The organism is Thioalkalivibrio sp. ALgr1, from assembly GCF_000378285.1.
In the GTDB taxonomy this organism is placed as follows: domain Bacteria; phylum Pseudomonadota; class Gammaproteobacteria; order Ectothiorhodospirales; family Ectothiorhodospiraceae; genus Thioalkalivibrio.
Genome location: NZ_KB905133.1, coordinates 637,867 through 659,241 on the forward strand (window position 1 = coordinate 637,867; position 21,375 = coordinate 659,241).

The window sequence follows — 21,375 nt, forward strand, 5'->3', positions numbered from 1 at the left end:
CTTGGGAAACACTGAAATCAGTGTTTCCCTAATTGGGCGGGCCGCCGGGATTGATGTCCTTGTCCTTCACGATGAAGTAGACCCCGATGGCCGCCAGCGCCATCCACAGGACCAGGGCCACCACGCCCAGGATCTCCCACAGGGTGACGAAGAAGAACAGCATCAGCGCGGCCGCGCCGAGGAAGATATTGCCGATTACGAAGTTCGAGGGACGGCGGGATCCGTTGTCGGACATTCGAGGCTCCTGAGGGGGCAGCGCGCGAGTCGCTACTGTTTCTTGTAGGGGGCGAAGTCGAACTGCCCGGCGGTCATGTCGTCCCACAGGTCGCTCTGCAGCACGGCCAGCAGCTTGAACAGCTTGCGCAGCTCCGGATCGTCCATGAAGCGCTGGTCCTCGCTGGCCTTCAGCACCTCGACCAGCGTTGCGCATTGCTCGCGGCTGATCCCGAGGACGTTCAGGCCCTCTTCTCCCATCTCGACATCCATCGAGCGTCTCCGATTCGTTCAAGTGGCACCGATTGTAGCCGCACGCCGGCGCACGGCGAAAACACCGGACCGGAACCCCGTCATTGCGAGGAGCGTAGCGACGAAGCAATCTCGCAGGGCCATCGCGACGTCGAACCCGGTCACATCCGCTGGTTCTGGACAGCGATTGCTTCGTCGCCTTCGGCTCCTCGCAATGACAGGTTTGGCCTACGCCGTCTGGGCGCGGATCAGATCGACCCGGTTGCGCACGTACAGGTAGTACAGCACCGGGATGATCACCAGCGTCAGCAGGGTCGAGACGAACACGCCGAAGATCAGCGAGATCGCCAGGCCCGAGAAGATCGGGTCGTCGAGGATAAACCCGGCGCCGACCATCGCCGCCAGCCCGGTCAGGATGATCGGCTTGGCGCGCACCGCACCCGCGTGCACCACCGCCTCGATCACCTCCACGCCACGGCGGATCTCGTCGTTGATGAAGTCCACCAGCAGGATCGAGTTGCGCACAATGATCCCGGCCAGCGCAATCATCCCGATCATCGAGGTCGCGGTGAACTTGGCGTCCATGAAGAAGGCATCCATGAACGCATGGCCCGGCATCACCCCGATCACCGTCAGCGGGATCGGCGCCATGATGATCAGCGGCACCATGTACGAACGGAACTGCGCGACCACCAGCAGGTAGATCAGGATCAGACCCACCGAGTAGGCGATACCCATGTCGCGGAAGGTCTCGTAGGTCACCTGCCACTCGCCATCCCACTTCAGCGAAAAGTTGTACGGGTTGTCCGGCTGGTTGATGAACAGCTGTTCCAGCGGCTCGTCGTAGGCCATCGGCGTGTCGCGCAGGCCGAAGAACATGTCGAACATGCCGTACAACGGGCTGTCCAGCCCGCCGGCCAGGTCGCCCATCACGTAGACCACCGGCAGCAGGTTCTTGTGGTGGATCGAGTGCTCGAGGGTCGAGTCCACCACGTTGACGACCTCGGACAGTGGCACCAGGGCGCCGTCGCGCGAGCGCACCTTGAGCCCCAGCACCGGGTCCAGGCTGCCCTTCTCGGCCTGCTCGAACTCGAGCCGCACGGGGACCGCGTACTTCACGTTGGAACCGTAGAGGTAGGTCACGTCCTCGCCGGACAGCGCAGTCTCGATCGCCTTGACCACCGCCTGCTGCGACACGCCCAGGCGTGCAGCCCGCTCGCGGTCCACCTGCAGGATCTTCTTCGGCCCCGGGTATTCCACCGAGTCGTCGATGTCGGTGATGCCCTCGGTGTTCTCGAATAACTCGCGCACCTTTTTGGCGACCTCGATCTGGCCCGCATAGTCCGGGCCGTAGATCTCGGCCACGATCGGCGACATCACCGGTGGCCCCGGCGGCACCTCGACCACCTTCACCGCCGCGTCGTGGCGGTCGGCGATCGCGTTGATCGCCTCGCGCACGCCGAGAGCAATGTCGTGGCTCTTGCGCGAGCGCTCGGACTCATGGGTCAGGTTCACCTGGATGTCCCCGACATGTGAACCCTCGCGCAGGTAGTACTGCCGTACCAGGCCGTTGAAGTTGATCGGTGCGGCCGTACCCGCATAGGTCTGCACGTTGTCGACCTCGGGCACGGTCTTGAGGTAGTCGGCCATCTCGGACAGCACCATGGAGGTGCGCTCCAGGCTGGTCCCTTCCGGCATGTCCAGCACCACCTGGAACTCCGACTTGTCGTCGAAGGGCAGCATCTTCATCACCACCAGCTGGAAGTACGCCAGCGAGACGGAGCCCAGGATCAGCACCAGCGTGCCGACCCACAGCGCGAGACGATTGGCCTTCTTGCGCCCACCGGTCCCCAGGAACGGCAGCAGCAGGGTGTTGAAGATCTTCATTAGCCCGGCGGAGGCGCTCTCGCCCTGCGCGGCGTGGCCGCCGGCGGCCGGGGCCGCGTGTTCATACTGCTCGGCCTGGCGCCGCAAGACCTTGTAGGTTAGCCACGGCGTGACCACATAAGCCACGGCCAGCGAGATGATCATCCCCATCGAGGCGTTGATCGGGATCGGGCTCATGTACGGCCCCATCAGACCGGTGACGAAGGCCATCGGCAACAGCGCCGCGATCACGGTGAAGGTGGCGAGGATCGTCGGCCCGCCCACCTCGTCGACCGCATGGGGGATCGCCTCGAGGAACTTCTTGCCGCCCTGGACCATGTGCCGGTGGATGTTCTCCACCACCACTATCGCGTCGTCCACGAGGATCCCGATGGAGAAGATCAGCGCGAACAGCGACACGCGGTTGAGCGTGAAGCCGTAGGCCCAGGAGGCGAACAGCGTGATCGCCAGCGTGATCACCACCGCCACGCCAACGATGAAGGCCTCGCGCCAGCCGAGCGCGATCCAGACCAGGATCACGACCGAGGCCGTCGCGAGGATCAGCTTCTGGATCAGGGTGTTCGCCTTGTCGTCGGCGGTCGCGCCATAGTTGCGGGTGATCGTGGTCTCGATGCCGTCGGGGATGTACGTCCCGCGCAGCTGCTCGAGCCGCTCGATCAGGGCATCGGCGATGTCCGGGGCGTTGGTGCCCGGCTGCTTGGCGATCGCCACGGTGACCGCCGGGTGGCTCTCGCCGACACGCGCGTGATCCCCGGCCGCCGCGCCATGGGCAAAGCGCACATGCTCGGTCGCATATGCCGGGCCCTGTATCACCTCGGCGACATCGGACAGGTAGACCGGGCGGTCGTCGTGCATCCCGACCACCAGGCCAGCGAAGGCCTCTGGTTCGGTGATGAAATCGCCGGCCTGGATCAGGATCTCCTGGTCGTCCTGGTAGAGCCGGCCGGCATCGCGCGAGAAATTCGAGGCCTGCAGGCTGTCGCGCAGGTCGTCCACCGACAGGTTGTAGGCCGCCAGCGTCTCCGGCTTGAAGCGTACGTGCACTACATGATCCGGACCACCGACGGTATAGATATCACGGGTCCCGGGGACGCGCTTGAGTTCCGATTCCAGCGCATGTGCCACGCGCAGCAGGTCATGACCGCCGCGATCCCCGTCCTCGGTCCACAGCGTCACGTTGACGATCGGCACGTCGTCGATGCCCATCGGCTTGATGATCGGCTCGCCGACCCCCAGGCCCTCGGGCAACCAGTCCTGGTTGGAGAACACCTGGTTGTACAGGCGCACGAGCGCCGCGGTGCGGTCCTCGCCGACCTCGAACTGGATGGTGACCTGCGCCATGTTCGGGCGCGAGGTGGAATAGATGTCGTCGATGCCCTCGATCTCCGAGAGCACCTGCTCGGCCGGTGTCGCCACCAGTTGCGCGACCTCCTCGGCGCTCGCCCCGGGGAACGGGATGAACACATCCGCCATGGTCACGTTGATCTGCGGCTCTTCCTCGCGTGGGGTCACGAGGATCGCGAACAGCCCCAGCAGAAGCCCCACCAGGGCCAGCAGCGGCGTGATCTGGGTGGTCAGAAAAGCCTTGGCGATACGCCCGGAGATCCCCATGCGGCCGGATGCCGCGTCCGTGCTGGCATCACTCATCGGCGCCCACCTGCTGATGTTCCTTCAGGTAGATCGCCGCATGCACCGGGTCCAGCGCCACGCGCTCGCCCTCGCTCAGGCCACCGAGGATCTCAATGTATCCGTCATGCGTGCGCCCGACACGGACCTGACGGAAACGTACCCGGTCCTCGTCGTCGATCACGTACACAGCGGTGACCTCACTGCGATAGACGACGGCCTCGCGCGGGACCGTCAGGCGCTCGACGTCATCCAGGAAGAACGCCGTCTTCACGAACATGCCGGGGAACAGCCCCAGGTCCTCCTGCTCCGGCAGATTCACGCGGATACGGAAGGTGGAGCTCGCCGGATCGGCATAGGGGAAGATGGTCAGGCTCTCGGCCGCCAGGCGACGGTCGTCATTCAGCAGCACCTCGGCCTCGCGGCGCTCGCGTACCGCGTGGATCAGCCGCTGCGGGATATCCACCTCTACGCGCAGACGGTCCAGGCTAATCCCCGAGAGCAGCGGCGAGCCGGGGCTGACCGACTCCCCGAACTCCACGTGGCGCTCGGTAACGATTCCGGAAAACGGCGCGAACACCTCGGTGTAACCGAGCTGCTCGCGAGCCTCCTCGACGCGGGCCTCGGCCGAGCGCAAACGCGCCCGGGCCGATTCCAGCTCGGCCTCCGCGCGCTCGAACTCCGAACGCGATACCACGCCGCGATCGAATACGTCCTGGATACGATTGAACTCGGAGCGTGCTTCGCCAAAGCGGGCACGGGCCTCGGCCAGATCGCCCTCGGCCTGACTCACACGCGCCTGCTGCTCCGAATCGCTAATGCGCAACAGCAGCTCGTCCGCCTCGACGAAGTCGTCTACGTCGACGTAGATCTCGCGCACCCGGCCGGAGGTCTGCGCCGAGATCGTGGAACGCTGAACGGCCTCGACTCGGCCATCCAGGATGCGCTCCTGCGCGAGCGTCTGTCGCTCCGCGGTCGCCGTGTCGAACGGGAAGTCCGCCTGGGCGGAAAATGGCAACAACAACAGACCCCAGAGGGCCGGGCGCATCCACTTGAGTGTCATCGGCTTCGGTTCCTTGCGTGCTATCGAGCCCATTGGGTCGGGATCAAGCGGGTTCGACATATATTAGCGTTTTCTAATTTATACGCCGATTGCGCGCCGACGGCAACGCCGACGCCCGGAAATACCTTGCGGTGAGTATAGCTATATCGTCAGCCAACGCACCCCGGACTGCACGGTCCGTCCGCTGGCCGTATCATGTGGCGCCGTAGCTAACCGATGGGGAACCGAGATGCCGCTGCTGCGAGTCGAGACCAACACCGTCCTGCCCGACGATCCTTCGGGGCTGTGCCAGCACCTGTCCGCACAGGTGGCCGACTGGCTGGGCAAGTCCGAGGGCTACGTGATGGTCACCTGCACGCACAACCCGGCGATGTGCTTCGCCGGCAGCACCGACCCACTCGCCTACTGCGAGTTGAAAAGCATCGACCTGCCCGAGGGGCTGACCCGCGAGCTGTCACGCAAACTCTGCGACGCCCTGCAAACCGAGCTGGGCCTGGACCCAGCCCGGGTCTATATCGAATTCTCCGACGCCCCGCGCCACTTCTGGGGCACCAACAGCACGACGTTCTGAATCATCGCGGCCCGGTGGGCCGTCACTTCTCTCACGCACTTGATAACGGACTGCCCCGATGCGCGTCTCGCAATTCCCGCTGAACACCCTGAAAGAAACCCCGGCCGACGCCGAGATCATCTCCCACCAGCTGATGCTGCGCGCCGGCTATGTCCGGCGCCTGGCCGCCGGGCTGTACACCTGGCTGCCGCTGGGGCTGCGTGTGCTGCGCCGGGTGGAAAACATCGTTCGCGAAGAGATGAACCGTGCCGGAGCGCTGGAGGTGCTGATGCCGGCAGTGCAGCCGGCCGAGTTGTGGCAGGAGTCCGGTCGCTGGGACTTCTACGGGGCCGAGCTGCTGCGCCTGAAGGATCGCCACGAACGCGACTTCTGCTTCGGCCCGACCCACGAGGAGGTCATCACGGATCTCGTGCGCCGCGAGATCCGTAGCTACCGCCAACTGCCGGTCAACTACTACCAGATCCAGACCAAATTCCGGGACGAGCGCCGCCCGCGCTTCGGCGTGATGCGCGCCCGCGAGTTCCTGATGAAGGATGCCTACTCCTTCCACCTGGATGCCGAGTCGCTGGGGCAGACCTACCAGCAAATGCACGACGCCTACTGCCGCATCTTCGAGCGCTGCGGCCTGGACTTCCGCGCGGTGGAGGCCGACACCGGCGCGATCGGCGGCAACGCCTCGCACGAGTTCCACGTGCTCGCGAGCTCCGGCGAGGACGCGATCGCCTTCTCCCCGGGCGGCTATGCCGCCAATGTCGAGCTGGCCATGTGTCCGCAGCCGGCCCAGGCCCCGCCCCCCAGCGGTGCCATGGAAAAAATTGCCACCCCCGGGGTGCATACCATCGAGGATCTGGCGAACTTCCTCGACATCCCGGCCCCACAGACCGTCAAGACCCTGGTCGTGGCCGCCTCCGACGCGATCGATGCCGATCTGGTCGCGCTGGTCCTGCGCGGGGACCACGAACTCAATGCGGTGAAGGCCGAGAAGCACCCATGGGTAGCCGACCCCCTGCGCATGGCCGAGGCGGCCGAGATCCGTACCGCCTTCGGCGCCGAGCCCGGCTCGCTGGGGCCGGTGGACAGCCCGATTCCCGTGCTGGCCGATCAGGCCGTGCTGGGCATGGCGGACATGGTGGTCGGGGCCAACGAGGACGGCCACCACCTGAAGCACGTGAACTGGGAACGCGACCTGCCGCAGCCGGAGAGCGCCGACCTGCGCAACATCACCGAGGGCGAACCGGCCCCGGACGGCTCCGGCCCGATCGAGATCCGCCGCGGTATCGAGGTCGGCCACATCTTCCAGCTCGGCGACAAGTATTCGCAGGCCCTGGGCGCCCGCGTACTGGACGAGGACGGCCGCGAACAGGTGGTAACGATGGGCTGCTACGGCATTGGCGTCTCGCGCGTGGTCGCGGCCGCAATCGAGCAGAACTCCGACGAGCGCGGCATCTGCTGGCCCACGGCGATCGCCCCCTTCGACATCGCCCTGTGCCCGATCGGCGCAAAGAAGTCTCAGCGCGTGCGCGAGGCCGCGGAGAGACTGCACGACGAGCTGGAGGCCGCCGGCTTCCAGGTCCTGCTGGATGATCGCGAACAGCGCCCCGGCGTGATGTTCGCCGACATGGAGCTGATCGGCATCCCGCACCGCCTGGTCATCGGCGAACGCGGCCTCGACGCCGGCGAACTCGAATACCAGGCGCGCACCTCCAGCGAAGCCGAACACCTCCCGATGGACGGCCTGCTCGACGCCCTGCGCGAGCGCTTGCTCGGCTGAACCCGGGCGACCACGATGGACGAGGTCGCCTTCACCCTGGAGATGGGGATCGTGTTCGGCCTGCTTGGCCTGACGATCCTGCTGTTCGTCACCGAGATCATCCGGATCGACCTGGCGGCGCTGAGCGTGCTGTTCCTGCTCGGCATGGTGGCGCTGGTACCGGGCGTGGCCCCGATCGTCGAGGGCGACGAACTGTTCTCGGGCTTTGCCTCGAACGCGGTGATCGCGATCATCGCGGTGATGATCATCGGCGCGGGCCTCGACCGTTCCGGCGTCATGAACCGCCTGGCGGACCTGATCCTGCGCTTTGGCGGTCAGACCGAACGCCGGGTGATGGCCACAACCTCCGGCGCGGTGGGGGTGATCACCAGCTTCATGCAGAACATCGGGGCCGCCGCCCTGTTCATGCCCGTGATTAACCGCATCGGCGCGGCCGCGCGCATCCCGCGCTCGCGGCTGCTGATGCCCATGGGCTTTGCCGCGATCGTCGGCGGCACCCTGACGCTGGTCGCCTCCAGCCCGCTGATCCTGCTCAATGACCTGATGCCCGGGCATCTGGACGACTTCGGGCTGTTCGACGTGACCCCGATCGGGCTGGCGCTGCTGGCCACCCTGATCCTCTACTTCGCGATTCTCGGGCACTGGGTCCTGCCGGCCCGCGATCCACAGGCCGAGGACCCGGACGAGAGCCGGGTGCAGACCACCTCGGCCTGGTTTCGTGATGTATACGGCATGGATTTCGGCGTGCGCGAGGCGCGCCTGGGCGAGGACAGCTCTCTGGCCGGTATGCGGGTGGGGGATTTCGAGGCGGCCTTCGGGGTGCATGTGGTGGGGGTGACCACCGGTGACGAGACGCGCATCGAACCGAACCGCGAGATCGAACTGGAACGCGGCGCGCATCTGGCGATCCTCGGTCCGGTCACCACCATCGAGAAGACCTGCGACGGCACCGGCACGATCCTCAAGGACGAACTGGACGTGTTCGCGCGTGCGATGTCGGCCCGTTACGGCGGGATTGCCGAGGTGATCATCCCACCCGGCTCCGACCTGATCGGCCAGACCGTGCGCGACAAGGGCATGCGCCGTACCTACGGGATCTCGGTGCTGCGTATCCAGCGCGGGGACGACCGCATCGTCGACGAGGTCCCGGAGACCCCACTCAAGGCCGGCGACACCCTGGTCGTGCACACCCCATGGGAGAACCTGCAGGCGCTGGAGGACGACCGCGACTTCGTGGTGGTCACCAGCCGCTACCCGCGCCGCCGGCGCGAGGAGCCCGCGACTCACCGGCCACTGGCGGCCCTCGGCTCGCTGGCGCTGGGCCTGGGGCTGGTGCTGTTCACCGATCTGCCACTGGCGCTGGCCTTGCTGGGGGGCGCGCTGGGGATGATCTTGACCGGCGTGATCGCGATGGACGAGGCCTACCGGGGCATCAGCTGGAAGACGGTGTTTCTGCTGGCCTCGCTGATCCCGCTGGGGCTCGCGGTGGAGAACTCCGGGGCCGGCGAGTGGATCGCGGCCAACGGCATGGCGCAGCTGGAGGGGATGCCGGTCTGGGTCCTGCAGGTCGCGGTGTTCCTGCTGACCACCTTCTTCACACTGGTGATGTCGAACGTGGGGGCCACCGTGCTGCTGGTGCCACTGGCCGTCAGCTTCGCCACCGTCGCCCAGGGCGTGGGCATCGACGCCGACCCGCGGGTATTCGCCCTGATCGTCGCGATTGCCGCGTCCAACTCGTTCCTGCTACCCACCCACCAGGTGAATGCCCTGATCATGGACCCGGGCGGCTACCGCGTAGCCGACTACCTGCGCGCCGGCGCGCTGATGACCCTGCTGTTCATGGTCGTCTCGCTGGTGGTGATCAATCTGATCTTCTGACCGCGACCGGCCGCGCCGGAAGGCCAAAGGGAAACACGGATCAATGTACACGCTCGCGCTCGAGTCGCTTTTGCGTGCGAACAAGGCGCGGTGACTGCCGTGCAGTCATTCTGCACAAGGGAACCGCAACGCCGTGCGCGCGCAAAAGCGGCCGAGCCCCGTCTCTCAGTAGCTTGTAGGGGTTGGCACCCCAGGTTCCCCGATTCTGCGTTGCGCCCCTTGCGGGTAGAACCACTACCCGCTGCACGACGCGCCTTGTCTCGGAAAACCTGGGGTGCCAACGCGAGTGTGTACATTGATCAGTGTTTCCCTACGTCAGGACGAGGTCGCGCGCCAGCGACAGGCCCCGCCCGCGGCCTCGTCCAGCGTGCGCAACAGGGTCTCGTGCGCGGCCTGTTCGTCGGCATTCGGTTCGATCACCGGCAGGGGCTTGCCGGAGCGCTGCGCGCGCACCGGGGCACCGGCCTCGGCACCGCCCTCGCCCTCGGCGTCCAGGCCCAGGGCAACCTGACCACCGGTCATCGCCAGATAGACATCCGCCAGCAGCTCGGCATCGAGCAGCGCGCCGTGCAGCGTGCGCCCGGAGGCATCGATCTCGTAGCGCTTGCACAGCGCGTCCAGCGAATTGCGTGTCCCCGGGTGCATGCGCCGCGCCATCACCAGCGAATCCAGCACGGTGCAGGCCTCCGCCAGCTCCGTCACCGGCGCGGCGGCACCCAGCAGACGCAACTCATGATTGATGAAGCCGACATCGAACGGGGCATTGTGGATGATCAGCTCGGCGCCGCGCACGAACTCGATGAATTGGCCGACCACATCGGCGAAACGCGGCTTGTCCGCGAGGAAATCGTTGGTAATTCCATGGACCTCGATCGCGCCGGCATCGATCTCGCGATCCGGCTGCAGGTACTCGTGCAGCTTGCGTCCGGTCGGCCGGCGGTTATCCAGCTCCAGGCAACCGATCTCGATGATGCGGTGCCCCTCGGCCGGCTCCAGGCCGGTGGTCTCGGTATCCAGCACGATCTGTCGCATTTCAGTTCTCCGTCAGCTCGCCCGCCAGCAGGGCGTCGATCCCCGCATTGGCCAGCTGGTCGGCGCGCTCGTTCTCCGGGTGACCGCTGTGCCCACGCACCCAGTACCACTCGATGTCGTGACGCGCGGCCTGGGCGTCCAGGGCCTCCCACAGGTCGCGGTTCTTCACCGGGGAGCCGCTGGCGGATTTCCAGTTACGCCGTTTCCAGCCGGGCAGCCAGTCGGTCACCCCCTGCTTGACGTATTTCGAATCCGTGACCAGTTCCACTTTGCAGGGGCGTTTGAGCGTCTCCAGGGCGCGGATTGCGGCGGTCATCTCCATGCGGTTATTGGTGGTCTCGGCCTCTGCCCCGTACAACTCCCGCTCAGTGCCCTGGTAACGCAGGATTGCGCCCCAGCCACCAGGGCCCGGGTTACCGCGACAGGCGCCGTCGGTATAGATGTACACGCGTTCGTCAGCCATGCGCTCGGCGGACTCCGGAATGAGGGGAGCGCGAGGATACCAGTCCGGGCCGCAGGCGGGGACCCGGGGTGGCGAAGCGATATTGCGGCGCCGGGCGCAAGGGCAGATCCACGCGCTTGTGGGCAACGGTCAGGATCACGCTGGCCAGCGGCGGCAGCCCCCGGCGGGTCCAGGCGTCCACCGGGGCCAACCTTTGCTGCCAGGCCTCGGACAGTCCGGGCGGCAGCAGGCTGAGGCTCCACTGCTCCAGCACCTCCAGGTCGGCCGATTCCATGAACTCGCGGTACTGGCGACGCCGGAGCCCCTCCGGCAGCGGAGACACGCGCACCCCACCCTGATCGCCCAGTTGCAGGCGGTTGCCCTCGAGCATGAAGACCATGCCCTCCGGCTCCAGCACGCGCGCGGCCTCGGCGACCACGGCGGCGGGCAGATCGCTGTAAGAGCAGGGATGGGCCAGCACGATGCGGCGCGCGCAATCCGACTCCAGTGGCCAGGATTCCGGCTCCATCAACAGGCCTGGACGCGAGGAGTCCATGCGCACGACTGGACCGCCCAGGGTGTCGGAATCTTCCAGCATCGGGACCGGGGAGAGCTCGATCGCGACCTCCCCCGGGCCGGGGGCGGCGTGCTGTCGAATCCGTTGCAAAAGCCGCTCGCGAACGCGCCGGCCCTGCGGCTTCTCGTACCAGTGAGAAAGCCAGCGCAAAAAAGGGTCTTGGTGATACTCCGAGTGTGGTTTATCCTTCAGCGCCATGATGATCCGACCCCGCTCCCGACTGCCGCTTGGCATTATCCTGGGCCTGGCGACCCTGCTGGCCTCTGCCTGTAGCCTACACGACTCCGAACGCGCACTGGATACCTCCCAGGTCGACAAGCCCGTGGTGGAGGGTCCGACCCAGGCCGACGTCCAGGCCGCCATGGAGCGGCAGGCCCTCGAGGCCGCCGACCAGGCCGCGGAGACCGACGACCTGTGGGAGCGCACCCGCTTGGGCTTCGGCTTTGAAGATGACCTGCACCACGAGCGCGTGGAGCAGTACATCGAGCACTACCGCGCCAACCCGCGCATCATCCAGCTCTCGACCGAGCGCGCCGAGCCGTTTGCGTACTTCATCCTCTCGGAGATCGAACAGCGCGACATGCCAACCGAGCTGCTACTGCTGCCGATCGTGGAGAGTGGCTTTGCCGCCGAGGCGACCTCCAGCGGTCGTGCAGCCGGCATCTGGCAGTTCATCCCGGCGACTGGCGACCATTTCGACCTGACGCGCGACCACTGGTACGACGGGCGCCGCGATGTCTATCAGTCCACCCTCGCCGCGCTGGACTACCTGGAGGCGCTGTATCAGCGCTTCGATGACTGGTACCTGGCCCTGGCCGCCTACAACTTCGGCCAGGGCAACGTGACGCGGGCAATGGAACGCAACGCCGCGCGCGGGGAGCCGACCGACTACTGGAGCCTCGAACTCTCGGCCGAGGCGACCGCCTACGTGCCCCGTCTCCTGGCCCTGCGCGAGCTGTTTCTGAAGCCCGACGAACACGGGACACAGATCACCCCGATCGCCAACGAACCGGCGCTGGAGCGGATCGAGCCCGGTCGCCAGGCCGATCTCGCCCTGATCGCCGAGATGATCGGGCTCGAGGCGGATGACCTGAAGCGCCTGAACCCGGGGTATCAGCGCCACGCCACCCATCCGGCTCATGCCCAGCACCTGTTCATTCCGCACGATGCGGCCGAGACCCTGGAAGTCGCCCTGGCCGAACACGGCGACGACCCGCTGATCCGCTTCCGCGAATACACCGTGGCCAGTGGTGACAACCTCGGTTCCATCGCCCAGCGCGCCGGTACCCGCGTGGCCGTGCTGCGCGAAATGAATGGTCTCAACGGCGACAACATCCGCGCCGGACAGACGCTGAAACTGCCGGTAACCGGACAGGAAGACGCCGAGATCCAGGTCGCGGCCGCTGCCGAGGCGGGCGAGCTCGACACCTACGAGATCCAGGAAGGCGACAGCCTGTGGACCATCAGCGAACGTACGGGCATGACCATCAGCGAACTGCGCGCGGCGAACGAGCTGGAGCGCGACGCCATCCTGCGTCCGGGCGACACGTTGCAGGTCGCCCAAGCCAATGGGGGGAGCGCGTCGGATAGCGGCCGCAGCGTGGCCTACGAAGTCCAGCCTGGGGATTCCCTGTCCAGCATTGCCCGTCAGTTCCAGGTCTCGGTAAGCGACCTGCGCCGCTGGAACTCGCTCAATGGCGACGGCATCCGCGCGGGGGAGACCCTGACGCTCTACGTGGCCGAGGCCGACGAAGAGGCCATTGCGCGAGCCCGCGACGCCTGACGCGCCGGCGCTCGCGGCCCCTGATGCCGCGCGCCCGTCCGGGTACCTACTGTCCCACCGCGGCCGATGAGGGCGCGTCGAATACGACCTCGATCTGCTCCGGATTCAGACCGGCATCGCGCACCAGTTGCTGGAAGCGCCGTTGCGGCAGACTCAAGCGCAGCTGGATCTGACCGTCCGCGGTGGTCTGCTCCGCCTCCACGGCCTTCTCCTCGTACAGCTGGGCGCGCAAACGGCCGGCACTGGCCGGCAGTTCCACCCAGCCCCGCATCATCGACTCGGTAAAGGTCTCGGCCAGGCGCTCTTCCAGCGTGGCGATCCCCTCGCCCGTATACGCGGACACCCAGAAGACGTCATCGCCGGAGCCGAAGCGGGCCTCGGCGGCATCCGGGGCCGACTCCAGTCGGTCGATCTTGTTGTAGACCCGCCAGCAGGGGACATCCTGCGCGCCGATCTCCTCCAGCACCGCATCGACCTGGCGGATGCGCGCCTCGCGTTCGGGATCGGCGGCGTCGATCACGTGCAGCAGCAGCGCGGCCTCGCGGGTCTCGGTCAGGGTCGCTTTAAAGGCCGCCACCAGTTCGTGCGGCAGGTCGCGCACGAACCCGACCGTGTCCGCCAGGATCAGCGACTGGTGCGGGGCCAGGTCCAGCCGCCGCAGGGTCGGGTCCAGGGTCGCGAACAGCTGATCCGCCTCGTACACATCCGAGTGCGTCAGGCGGTTAAACAGCGTGGACTTGCCGGCGTTGGTATAGCCCACCAGGGACACGGTCGGGATCTCGTTGCGCAGGCGCGCCTGACGCCCCTGCTCGCGGGTGCGCTCGACCTTCTCCAGACGCCGTTCGATGTGCTTGATGCGCGCCGCCAGCAAGCGGCGGTCGGTTTCGAGCTGGGTTTCCCCCGGGCCGCGCAGACCAATCCCGCCCTTCTGCCGTTCCAGGTGAGTCCAGCCGCGCACCAGCCGCGTGGCCATGTGCCGCAACTGGGCCAGCTCGACCTGCAGCTTGCCTTCGTGCGAACGCGCGCGCTGGGCGAAGATGTCGAGGATCAGCCCCGCACGGTCCAGCACACGGCATTGCAGCTGACGTTCGAGGTTACGTTCCTGACTGGGCGAGAGGGCGTGGTTGAAGATCACCACATCGGCGCCATGGGCCTCGACCGCGGCACGAATCTCGTCGGCCTTGCCGGCGCCTACGAACAAGCGGGGATGCGGGCGGTCGCGTGAACCACGGACGAGTTCCAGGACATCCGCGCCGGCGGAGCGGACCAGTTCGTCGAACTCCTGGACCTGGGCCTCGATATCGGGGTTTTCGCCGATGGCCAGTGCCACCAGCACGGCGCGATCGCCGGCGCTGTCGGGACGCTCAAACAAAAAAGACGAACCTCCCGCGCACGCTCAAGCCTCCGCCTCAGCGGTGGTGACCTCTTCGCCCTCGGTATTCATGCGCACCTGGCGGGACGGGACGATGGTCGAGATCGCATGCTTGTACACCATCTGCGAAACGGTACTGCGCAGCAGCACCACGAACTGATCGAAGGACTCGATCTGCCCCTGCAGCTTGATGCCGTTGACCAGATAGATCGAGACCGGCACACGGTCCCGACGCAGCGCGTTCAGGAAGGGTTCCTGCAGCATTTGCCCTTTGGCCATCAGTGCGTTCCTTGGTTGTTATTCTTCATCTCGCCACACGCCAAAAGCTCCTCCACCAAGCCCCGGCGGCGCCTTCTCAGAGAGTAGCACATCACTACTGGAAGTCTGCGCGGCGAATCACGTTCAACACTTCCGACCGATCGATCGTGGCCGCGTTCAATCGCGCATGCAGCGGGAATCGCCGCAAGCCCGTCAGCTGGCGCTTGGCCAGTTGCCGCGTCGCAGCGATCGCCCGCTCGCGGAACTGCGCAAAGTCGAGCTCTCCCGCCAGCCACTGCCAGCCCTGACGGTAGCCCACCGCGCGCTGGGAGGGATGCTCCGCCGTCAGCCCGGGGCGCTGCTGCAGGGCCATCAGTTCGTCGACAAACCCGGCCTCCAGCATCGCGTCGAAGCGACGGGCGATCCGGTCGCGCAGGACGTCGCGATCCTCCGGCCACAGGGCCAGCGATACCCAGCCATCCGGCACGCGGGCCGCCGCACCCTGCTGGAAGCTGGACAACGGCCGCCCGGTCGCCTCAAAGACCTCCAGTGCCCGCAGGATGCGCTGCGGGTCGTTCGGGTGAATACGCGCCGCCGCCTCGGGATCCACCTTGACGAGTTCGCGATGCAAGGCCAGGCCACCCTCCACGTCCAGGCGCGCCCGCACCCGTTCGCGCACCGCATCCGGTACCTCGGGGATCTCGTCGAAACCATCCAGCAGAGCACGCAGGTACAACAGCGTGCCACCCACCAGCAGCGCCACCCGGCCACGCGCGTGGATCCCGGCGATCGCCTCCCGGGCGTCGCGCGCGAAGTCGGCGGCACTGTAAGTGTCCTCCGGATCGCGGATATCCAGCAGATGGTGCGGCACGCGGGCGCGCTCCTCCGCAGTCGGTTTCGCGGTGCCGATATCCATGCCGCGATAGACCAGCGCGGAGTCGACGCTGACGATCTCGCCCTCCAGCGCCTCGGCAAGCGCCAGCGACAAAGCGGTCTTGCCCGAGGCCGTCGGTCCGGCCAGGATCACCACCGGCGGGCGGCCGGGTCCGAATGCGTCCATTGATCGCTAGCGGCCTCGCAGAAACAAGCGATCCAGCGCCTGGTGATCGAGCTCCACCCAGGTCGGGCGGCCATGATTGCATTGCCCGGAGCGTTCGGTCGCCTCCATGTCGCGCAGCAGCTGGTTCATCTCCGGGAGCGTCAGACGACGCCCGGCGCGCACCGAGCCGTGGCAGGCCATGGTGCCGAGCACGGCATTCATCTCGCCCTCGGCGCGGTGGCTGTAGCCGACGGCCGCGAGGTCCGCGAGCACATCGCGCACCAGCTGGGCCGTGTCACGCCCGCGCAGCAGCGCCGGGGCCGCGCGCAGGGTCAGCGCCTCCGGCCCCGACCGATCCAGTTCGAAACCCAAAGCACCCAGCACACCGGCATGCTCTTCGGCCAGCGCGGCCTCGGTGGGCGTCACGTCCAGCGTCTCCGGTACCAGCAGGGGTTGCGAGGTAATGCCCTGCGAACCCCATTCGCGCTTGAGCCGCTCGTAGGTAATGCGCTCGTGGGCCGCATGCATGTCGACCACGATCAGGCCGCTTGCATTCTCCGCGAGGATAAAGGTCTCCGCGACCTGCCCCAGCGCGAAGCCCAGCGGGGGCGTGCCTTCCGTGCCAGCGTCCTCATCCGCGCGGGCGGCCGCCTCGAATGCCCGGGGCGCGGGCTCGGCCACCGCGGCTGGCCCGCGGAACTCGGCCCAGGCTGCCGCATACTCCGATGATGTTCCAGACGCATACTCGCGGCGGTCACCCGACCCGGCCGCAGGCGACCGGGCTTCGGCGCGGTACTCGGGCACCCCCAGTCCGCTCAGCGCCCGCTCGCGTGGGAACCCCGGCGCAGCCTGCTCCTGTGACGGCCGCGCGGCCCCGGTCACGGGCGGCAGATGCCCGGGCATCCCGCCATCCCCGGGACGCACATCCGCCAGCGCCTTGTGCAGGGCATGAAAGATGAAGTCGTGCACCATCCGCGACTCGCGAAAACGCACCTCCTGCTTGGTGGGGTGGGCGTTCACGTCGACCTGCACGGGGTCCAGTTCGAGCTCCAGCACGAACATCGGGTGACGCCCGTGGTAGAGCACGTCCTGATAGGCCTTGCGCACGGCTGCCGCCAGCACGCGGTCGCGAATCGCGCGGCCATTAACGAAGAAGAACTGCTGATCGGGCTGGGCCCGGGACTGGGTCGGGGCGCCCAGCCAGCCCGAAAGCTTGAGGCCGGCGCGCTGCTCGTCCACCGGCGTCGCCGCGTCCATAAAGGCCTCGCCCAGCAGGGCACGCACGCGCTGGGCAGGGTCCGCTGCGGCGGGCAGGTCCAACACCACACGATCGTTGTGGCGCAGGATGAAGGCGACCTCCGGGCAGGCCGCCGCCTGGGTACGGATGACGGTCTCGCAGTGGTTGAACTCGGTGCGCTCGGTGCGCACGAACTTGCGCCTTGCGGGGACATTGAAGAACAGGTCCCGCACCTCGACCGTCGTGCCCACCGGGTGCGCGGCAGGGGCCGCCTCGCGAAAGACATCCGAACCATCCCCGGTCAGACGCCAGCCATTGCGCTCGCCCTCCACCGCCGAGGTCATGGACAGGCGCGAGACGGATGCGATCGACGGCAGTGCCTCGCCACGAAAGCCGAGGGTGTGCAGGGCCTCGAGGTCCTCCATCGAGCGGATCTTGCTGGTCGCGTGGCGTGACAGTGCCAGCGGGAGCTCGTCGCGATGGATGCCGCAACCATTGTCGCTGATCTGGATCAGACGGATGCCGCCCTGCTCCAGACGGATCTCGATGCGGGTCGAACCCGCGTCCAGGGCATTCTCCACCAGCTCCTTGACCACCGAGGCCGGGCGCTCGACCACCTCGCCTGCTGCGATCTGGTTGATCAGTTGCTCGGAGAGTTTCTCGATGGACACACGCGAATCCATGGGCCGGAATGGGTCCACAAGCCTAGGGAAACGCAGCTCGATTTGCACGCGCCGGTGGGCGCCCCTGCACAGACCGCGGTGGGTACAAAGTCCGAATCCGTGACGGGCACCCGTTCCGGGACGGGCAGGCGCCGATGGGCGTCAGGAATCGCGCGGGATGCGCAGGACCTGGCCGGCGTAGATGCGATCGTCGCTGACATCGTTCGCCGAGCGCAGATCGGCCAGCGACAGGCTGTAACGATCGGCGATCCCGGACAAGGTCTCGCCGGGGCGAATAATGTGCTGGTCCGGCTGACCATCGGCGATCAGCGTGCCCGGGCGGGCATGCGTCGAGAAATAGGACCGCAGCCCGGTCAGCAGGGCATCCGCAAGAGAATTCTGGAAGTCCGTGCTGCGCAGCTTGCGCTCCTCGGACGGGTTGGAGATGAACGCGGCCTCGACCAGGATGGACGGGACATCGGGCGAGCGCAGCACCGCGAAGTTCGCCCGCTCGACCTCCGGCTTGCGCACCTTGCCCACCCGGTGCAGTTCGGAAATCATGCGCTCGGCCAGGGTGTTGCTCGCCTCGAGACTGCCGCTCTGAGCCAGATCCAGCAGCACGTTGGTCAGGGAGTCATCCTTGCCGTTGATCGGTACACCGCCCAGCCGCAGGTCGGCCTGGTTCTCTCGCTGCGCCAGAAAACGGGCGGCCTCGCTGGAGGCCCCGCGTTCGGAGAGCATGTATACCGAGGAACCCTGCACGTTGCGGTTGGCGATCGCGTCGGCGTGAATCGACACAAAGACGTCAGCGTCCGCCTCGCGGGCACGCTCGATGCGCTCGCGCAGGGGCAGGAAGTAATCGCCGGTGCGGATCATCACCGCCTTCATGCCGCGCTCGTTGTCGACGCGCTCGGCCAGCCGCTTGGAGATCTGCAGGACCACGTCCTTCTCGCGGGTACCACCAGGGCCAATCGCGCCCGGGTCATGCCCGCCATGGCCAGCGTCGATGGCCACCACCACATCACGCAGATCCTCCTGCGAGCGGCCTCGGCGAGGTTCGCCGTTGTCGCGGGATTCCTCCCGGGCCGACTGCGTGGGGGCACCCTCGCGGCTGGTCAGGTCGAGCACCAGACGATGCGGGGAATCCTGGGCCGGCATCAACTTGAAGCTGCGCGGCTCGATCGGCTTGCGCAGGTCGAACACCACGCGCAGATCACCGCCGTCGCGCGGGGCGTGACGGATCGACTCCACGACCGAACGCGGATTGGAGCTGAGCTTCAGCTCGTCCACCGCGCGAGCGTTCTTGATATCCACCACCAGGCGATCGGGCGACTCGAGCTTGAACATCGAGTACTCGGCATCGCCATCCATGTCGAAGACCAGGCGCGTGGTGTCACCATCCACGGACATGCGCACCCGCTCGACACCCGTGCGCGCCAGTGCGGGCAGCGGCAGCCCGACCAGCCCCAGGGCAGTCAGAGCGCGCAGCACCTGGCGGCGGCGCATATCCGGAATCGTGCTTTGGCCCACGGCGAATCCCTTTTAATTCAGGGGGTCTGACTCCATTGTGGACGCTTTTTCTGGAAAAGCAATAGCAAAATTCTTTCTTTATGAGCGAGATATCGAGGTTTTTGTGTGTGGCATTGCAACTGATACCTCGCCCCACAAGAACCGCAATCCCTCTTGGGGGCTGGATTTATTCCGGCTTTTCATTGGGTTATCAGGGTGGGGCGTTTCGCTGGAGGCGCGTGCGATAGTCGCCGGCGGCCGGCCCGGACACGTAGAGCATGCGCCCGTCCGGCTCGCACGGCTCCAGCCGCACCCGAAGATCCGGCTCCGGCAGCCAGCCGGCCCCGCGCTCCGGCCACTCCACCAGCCAGAGCGCTTGCCCGCCAAAGGCCTCGCGCACCCCCAGATACTCCAGCTCCTCCGGGTCCGCCAGGCGATACAGATCGAAGTGCAGCACGCTGCGTCCCTGGAGTTCGTAGGACTCCACCAGCGTGTAAGTGGGGCTGCGCACGTTGCCCGCATGACCCAGCGCCTGCAGGAGGCCACGCGCCCAGGTCGTCTTGCCCGCGCCGAGATCCCCCTCCAGGGAGACGATCTGCAGGCCTTCCATCCCCGCAAGGGCCGCACCGGCCCGCTCTGTAGCCGCGGCGTCCGGTAGCCGGATCCCCTCGTTCACACCCCCTCCTCCCCGGCGGCGGCCGGCAGCACATCCGCCAGCTCGCCCGCCAGCAGCCCGCGCCAGCTGCCGAGCCGCGCGCGCAGGACCCGACCAGCGGCACAATGCCAGGCTGCCCCGATCTCGGCCGCGGCGCGTGCCTCGAGCCCCTGCGCCCGCAGCGCGACGATAATCCCCGTAAGCACGTCCCCGCTCCCGGGGACCGCCATGCCGGCGTGGCCCCCGGTCACACAGGTCAGTGGCCCGACCTCAACACCGGGATCGGCGTCGGCGACCAGCGTCCCGGCCCCCTTGAGCAGCGACACGCCGCCGAAGCGCTGCGCCAGCTCGAGCACGGCCGCCGGTCGATTTGCCTCCACCTCCGCCGCCGGACGATTCAGCAGGCGGCCGGCCTCGCCTGGATGCGGAGTCAGGATCCAGGAATCCATCTGACGGGGCGTCGCGGCCAGCAGGTTCAGGGCATCGGCATCCACCACCAGGGGCACCCCCGCATCCGCGACCGCGTGCCACAGGCGGCGCCCCCACTCCTCCGTGCCCAGACCCGGGCCTGCCGCGATCACATCCACCTGACGGGCCAGGCGTAACAGATCGGTCGGCTCGCGCACCGCCCGCACCATGATCTCGGGCCGGTCGGCATTGGCCCAGGCCGCATGGTCCTCGTGCGTGGCCAGCGTCACCCGCCCGGCCCCGGCACGCAGGGCCGCGAGCGCCGTCAGGCGGGCCGCCCCGGAGAATCCCGGCGCGCCCCCGACGACCAGCACATGTCCGGCGTTACCCTTGTGCGCCCCCGGCCGGCGGGCCGGAAGACGATCCTGCCAGTCCTCCGGGCCCAGATGCCGGGCCCGCGGCATCACGCCCCGGGCAATCTGCTCGGGCAGATCCAGCCGCGCCACCTCGACGGTGCCCGCGTAGTCCACGCCCGCGCCGGTGTGCAGCCCCAGCTTGTCGGCAATCATGGTCACGGTATGCCGGGCGCGCACCGCGGGTCCCGGCACCGCGCCGGTATCGGCATTGACGCCCGAGGGGATGTCCGCGGCCAGCACGGGCCGCCCGGAGGCATTCAGGCGTTCAACCACCTCGCCATAGGCATCGTGCAGCGGGCGCTCCAGCCCGATACCGAACAGGCAGTCGACCCACAGCTCGGCGTCCGCCGGGTCGAAGGCCTCGAGCGGCGCCATCGCCCCCCCGTGCTCGATCCAGCGTCGATGCGCCTGACGGCCGTCCGACTCCGGGCGCGCGCGCGACGGGCCGCCGTGGAGCCGCACATCGAGGCCGGCCTGTGCCGCCAGTCGCGCCAGCACATAGCCGTCGCCCCCGTTGTTGCCGGGGCCGCAGAGGATGCCGAGCCGGCGCACCTCGGGCCAGTGGGCCCTGACAGCCGCCAGCAGGGCCGCCCCGGCGCGCTCCATCAATTCCCCGGGCGCGATCTCCGGCAGGGCCATGCCGGCCGCATCCAGGGCCCGCATGCCCTCGCTGTCGTAGAGCGCGCTGGTCAGGGGGATCACCCCGGGTCCATCATTCACGTTT

The 21,375-nt window shown here is 67.4% G+C and carries 18 protein-coding genes; 4 read left to right on the forward strand and 14 right to left on the reverse strand.

The window, feature by feature from the left end; all coding sequences use genetic code 11:
- Nucleotides 1-28 precede the first annotated feature (28 nt).
- The 4 genes from F466_RS0107390 to F466_RS0107405 all read right to left on the reverse strand — a co-directional run bounded on the left by F466_RS0107390 (nt 29) and on the right by F466_RS0107405 (nt 5,041).
- Complete coding sequence (locus F466_RS0107390; protein WP_012981921.1) at nt 29-235, reverse strand: hypothetical protein; 207 nt, start codon at nt 233-235, stop codon at nt 29-31.
- 32 nt (nt 236-267) lie between these two features.
- Nucleotides 268-486: a hypothetical protein gene (locus F466_RS0107395; RefSeq protein ID WP_012981920.1), complete on the reverse strand. Its 219-nt coding sequence runs from the start codon at nt 484-486 to the stop codon at nt 268-270.
- 207 nt (nt 487-693) lie between these two features.
- A complete protein-coding gene (locus F466_RS0107400) occupies nt 694-3,999 on the reverse strand; it encodes an efflux RND transporter permease subunit (protein WP_018138582.1) in 3,306 nt (1,101 codons plus the stop codon).
- Nucleotides 3,992-5,041, reverse strand: coding sequence for an efflux RND transporter periplasmic adaptor subunit (locus tag F466_RS0107405; RefSeq protein ID WP_018138583.1), 1,050 nt, complete (start codon nt 5,039-5,041; stop codon nt 3,992-3,994). The genes F466_RS0107400 and F466_RS0107405 overlap by 8 nt, the downstream gene beginning before the upstream one ends.
- 229 nt (nt 5,042-5,270) lie before the next feature.
- On the opposite strand from F466_RS0107405, the gene F466_RS0107410 reads away from it, so the two are divergent.
- Genes F466_RS0107410 through F466_RS0107420 form a run of 3 tightly spaced genes read left to right on the forward strand, consistent with a single transcriptional unit; the run spans nt 5,271 to nt 9,261 of the window.
- The gene (locus tag F466_RS0107410; RefSeq protein ID WP_018993759.1) at nt 5,271-5,612 is read left to right on the forward strand and encodes a phenylpyruvate tautomerase MIF-related protein; all 342 of its coding nucleotides are present in this window, start codon (nt 5,271-5,273) and stop codon (nt 5,610-5,612) included.
- Between the two features lie 58 nt (nt 5,613-5,670).
- Nucleotides 5,671-7,383 carry a proline--tRNA ligase gene (locus F466_RS0107415; protein ID WP_018993760.1) on the forward strand — a complete coding sequence of 571 codons (1,713 nt, stop codon included), beginning with the start codon at nt 5,671-5,673 and terminating at the stop codon, nt 7,381-7,383.
- Nucleotides 7,384-7,398: 15 nt separating this feature from the next.
- Nucleotides 7,399-9,261, forward strand: coding sequence for an SLC13 family permease (locus F466_RS0107420; protein ID WP_018174609.1), 1,863 nt, complete (start codon nt 7,399-7,401; stop codon nt 9,259-9,261).
- A gap of 315 nt (nt 9,262-9,576) precedes the next feature.
- On the opposite strand, the gene dnaQ is transcribed toward F466_RS0107420, so the two are convergent.
- The 3 genes from dnaQ to F466_RS0107435 are packed head-to-tail and all read right to left on the reverse strand — an operon-like array spanning nt 9,577 to nt 11,510.
- Nucleotides 9,577-10,293, reverse strand: a complete 717-nt coding sequence (gene dnaQ, locus F466_RS0107425) for a DNA polymerase III subunit epsilon (RefSeq protein WP_018174608.1) — start codon at nt 10,291-10,293, stop codon at nt 9,577-9,579.
- 1 nt (nt 10,294) lies between these two features.
- Nucleotides 10,295-10,756 (reverse strand): ribonuclease HI, encoded by a 462-nt coding sequence (gene rnhA, locus F466_RS0107430; RefSeq protein WP_018993761.1) that lies wholly within the window; start codon nt 10,754-10,756, stop codon nt 10,295-10,297.
- Nucleotides 10,749-11,510, reverse strand: coding sequence for a hypothetical protein (locus F466_RS0107435; RefSeq protein ID WP_018138589.1), 762 nt, complete (start codon nt 11,508-11,510; stop codon nt 10,749-10,751). Before F466_RS0107435 ends, rnhA begins: the two co-directional genes overlap by 8 nt.
- Here F466_RS0107435 and F466_RS0107440 point away from each other — a divergent pair.
- A complete protein-coding gene (locus F466_RS0107440; RefSeq protein WP_018993763.1) occupies nt 11,509-13,095 on the forward strand; it encodes a LysM peptidoglycan-binding domain-containing protein in 1,587 nt (528 codons plus the stop codon). The two genes, F466_RS0107435 and F466_RS0107440, sit on opposite strands and share 2 nt — an antisense overlap.
- 46 nt (nt 13,096-13,141) lie before the next feature.
- Here F466_RS0107440 and hflX read toward each other — a convergent pair whose 3' ends face one another.
- The 7 genes from hflX to F466_RS0107475 all read right to left on the reverse strand — a co-directional run bounded on the left by hflX (nt 13,142) and on the right by F466_RS0107475 (nt 21,371).
- Nucleotides 13,142-14,467 (reverse strand): ribosome rescue GTPase HflX, encoded by a 1,326-nt coding sequence (gene hflX, locus F466_RS0107445; protein ID WP_018174607.1) that lies wholly within the window; start codon nt 14,465-14,467, stop codon nt 13,142-13,144.
- Between the two features lie 24 nt (nt 14,468-14,491).
- Nucleotides 14,492-14,746 (reverse strand): RNA chaperone Hfq, encoded by a 255-nt coding sequence (gene hfq, locus F466_RS0107450; protein WP_018138592.1) that lies wholly within the window; start codon nt 14,744-14,746, stop codon nt 14,492-14,494.
- Nucleotides 14,747-14,840: 94 nt separating this feature from the next.
- Nucleotides 14,841-15,785 carry a tRNA (adenosine(37)-N6)-dimethylallyltransferase MiaA gene (gene miaA / locus F466_RS0107455; protein ID WP_018138593.1) on the reverse strand — a complete coding sequence of 315 codons (945 nt, stop codon included), beginning with the start codon at nt 15,783-15,785 and terminating at the stop codon, nt 14,841-14,843.
- Nucleotides 15,786-15,791: 6 nt separating this feature from the next.
- Nucleotides 15,792-17,672 carry a DNA mismatch repair endonuclease MutL gene (mutL, locus tag F466_RS0107460; protein WP_018138594.1) on the reverse strand — a complete coding sequence of 627 codons (1,881 nt, stop codon included), beginning with the start codon at nt 17,670-17,672 and terminating at the stop codon, nt 15,792-15,794.
- Between the two features lie 153 nt (nt 17,673-17,825).
- Complete coding sequence (locus F466_RS0107465; RefSeq protein ID WP_018138595.1) at nt 17,826-19,169, reverse strand: N-acetylmuramoyl-L-alanine amidase; 1,344 nt, start codon at nt 19,167-19,169, stop codon at nt 17,826-17,828.
- 214 nt (nt 19,170-19,383) lie between these two features.
- Complete coding sequence (tsaE, locus tag F466_RS0107470; protein WP_018138596.1) at nt 19,384-19,848, reverse strand: tRNA (adenosine(37)-N6)-threonylcarbamoyltransferase complex ATPase subunit type 1 TsaE; 465 nt, start codon at nt 19,846-19,848, stop codon at nt 19,384-19,386.
- Nucleotides 19,845-21,371 (reverse strand): bifunctional ADP-dependent NAD(P)H-hydrate dehydratase/NAD(P)H-hydrate epimerase, encoded by a 1,527-nt coding sequence (locus F466_RS0107475; protein WP_018993765.1) that lies wholly within the window; start codon nt 21,369-21,371, stop codon nt 19,845-19,847. The genes tsaE and F466_RS0107475 overlap by 4 nt, the downstream gene beginning before the upstream one ends.
- Nucleotides 21,372-21,375: the final 4 nt, after the last annotated feature.

Coding starts and splice junctions, on each gene's coding strand:
- hfq (WP_018138592.1), bottom strand. CDS start 14,746: ATGGCCAAAGGGCAAATGCTGCAGGAACCCTTCCTGAACGCGCTGCGT.
- miaA (WP_018138593.1), bottom strand. CDS start 15,785: ATGGACGCATTCGGACCCGGCCGCCCGCCGGTGGTGATCCTGGCCGGA.
- F466_RS0107410 (WP_018993759.1), top strand. CDS start 5,271: ATGCCGCTGCTGCGAGTCGAGACCAACACCGTCCTGCCCGACGATCCT.
- F466_RS0107435 (WP_018138589.1), bottom strand. CDS start 11,510: ATGGCGCTGAAGGATAAACCACACTCGGAGTATCACCAAGACCCTTTT.
- F466_RS0107405 (WP_018138583.1), bottom strand. CDS start 5,041: ATGACACTCAAGTGGATGCGCCCGGCCCTCTGGGGTCTGTTGTTGTTG.
- rnhA (WP_018993761.1), bottom strand. CDS start 10,756: ATGGCTGACGAACGCGTGTACATCTATACCGACGGCGCCTGTCGCGGT.
- F466_RS0107400 (WP_018138582.1), bottom strand. CDS start 3,999: ATGAGTGATGCCAGCACGGACGCGGCATCCGGCCGCATGGGGATCTCC.
- dnaQ (WP_018174608.1), bottom strand. CDS start 10,293: ATGCGACAGATCGTGCTGGATACCGAGACCACCGGCCTGGAGCCGGCC.
- F466_RS0107420 (WP_018174609.1), top strand. CDS start 7,399: ATGGACGAGGTCGCCTTCACCCTGGAGATGGGGATCGTGTTCGGCCTG.
- F466_RS0107390 (WP_012981921.1), bottom strand. CDS start 235: ATGTCCGACAACGGATCCCGCCGTCCCTCGAACTTCGTAATCGGCAAT.
- F466_RS0107395 (WP_012981920.1), bottom strand. CDS start 486: ATGGATGTCGAGATGGGAGAAGAGGGCCTGAACGTCCTCGGGATCAGC.
- F466_RS0107440 (WP_018993763.1), top strand. CDS start 11,509: ATGATGATCCGACCCCGCTCCCGACTGCCGCTTGGCATTATCCTGGGC.
- F466_RS0107465 (WP_018138595.1), bottom strand. CDS start 19,169: ATGCGCCGCCGCCAGGTGCTGCGCGCTCTGACTGCCCTGGGGCTGGTC.
- F466_RS0107415 (WP_018993760.1), top strand. CDS start 5,671: ATGCGCGTCTCGCAATTCCCGCTGAACACCCTGAAAGAAACCCCGGCC.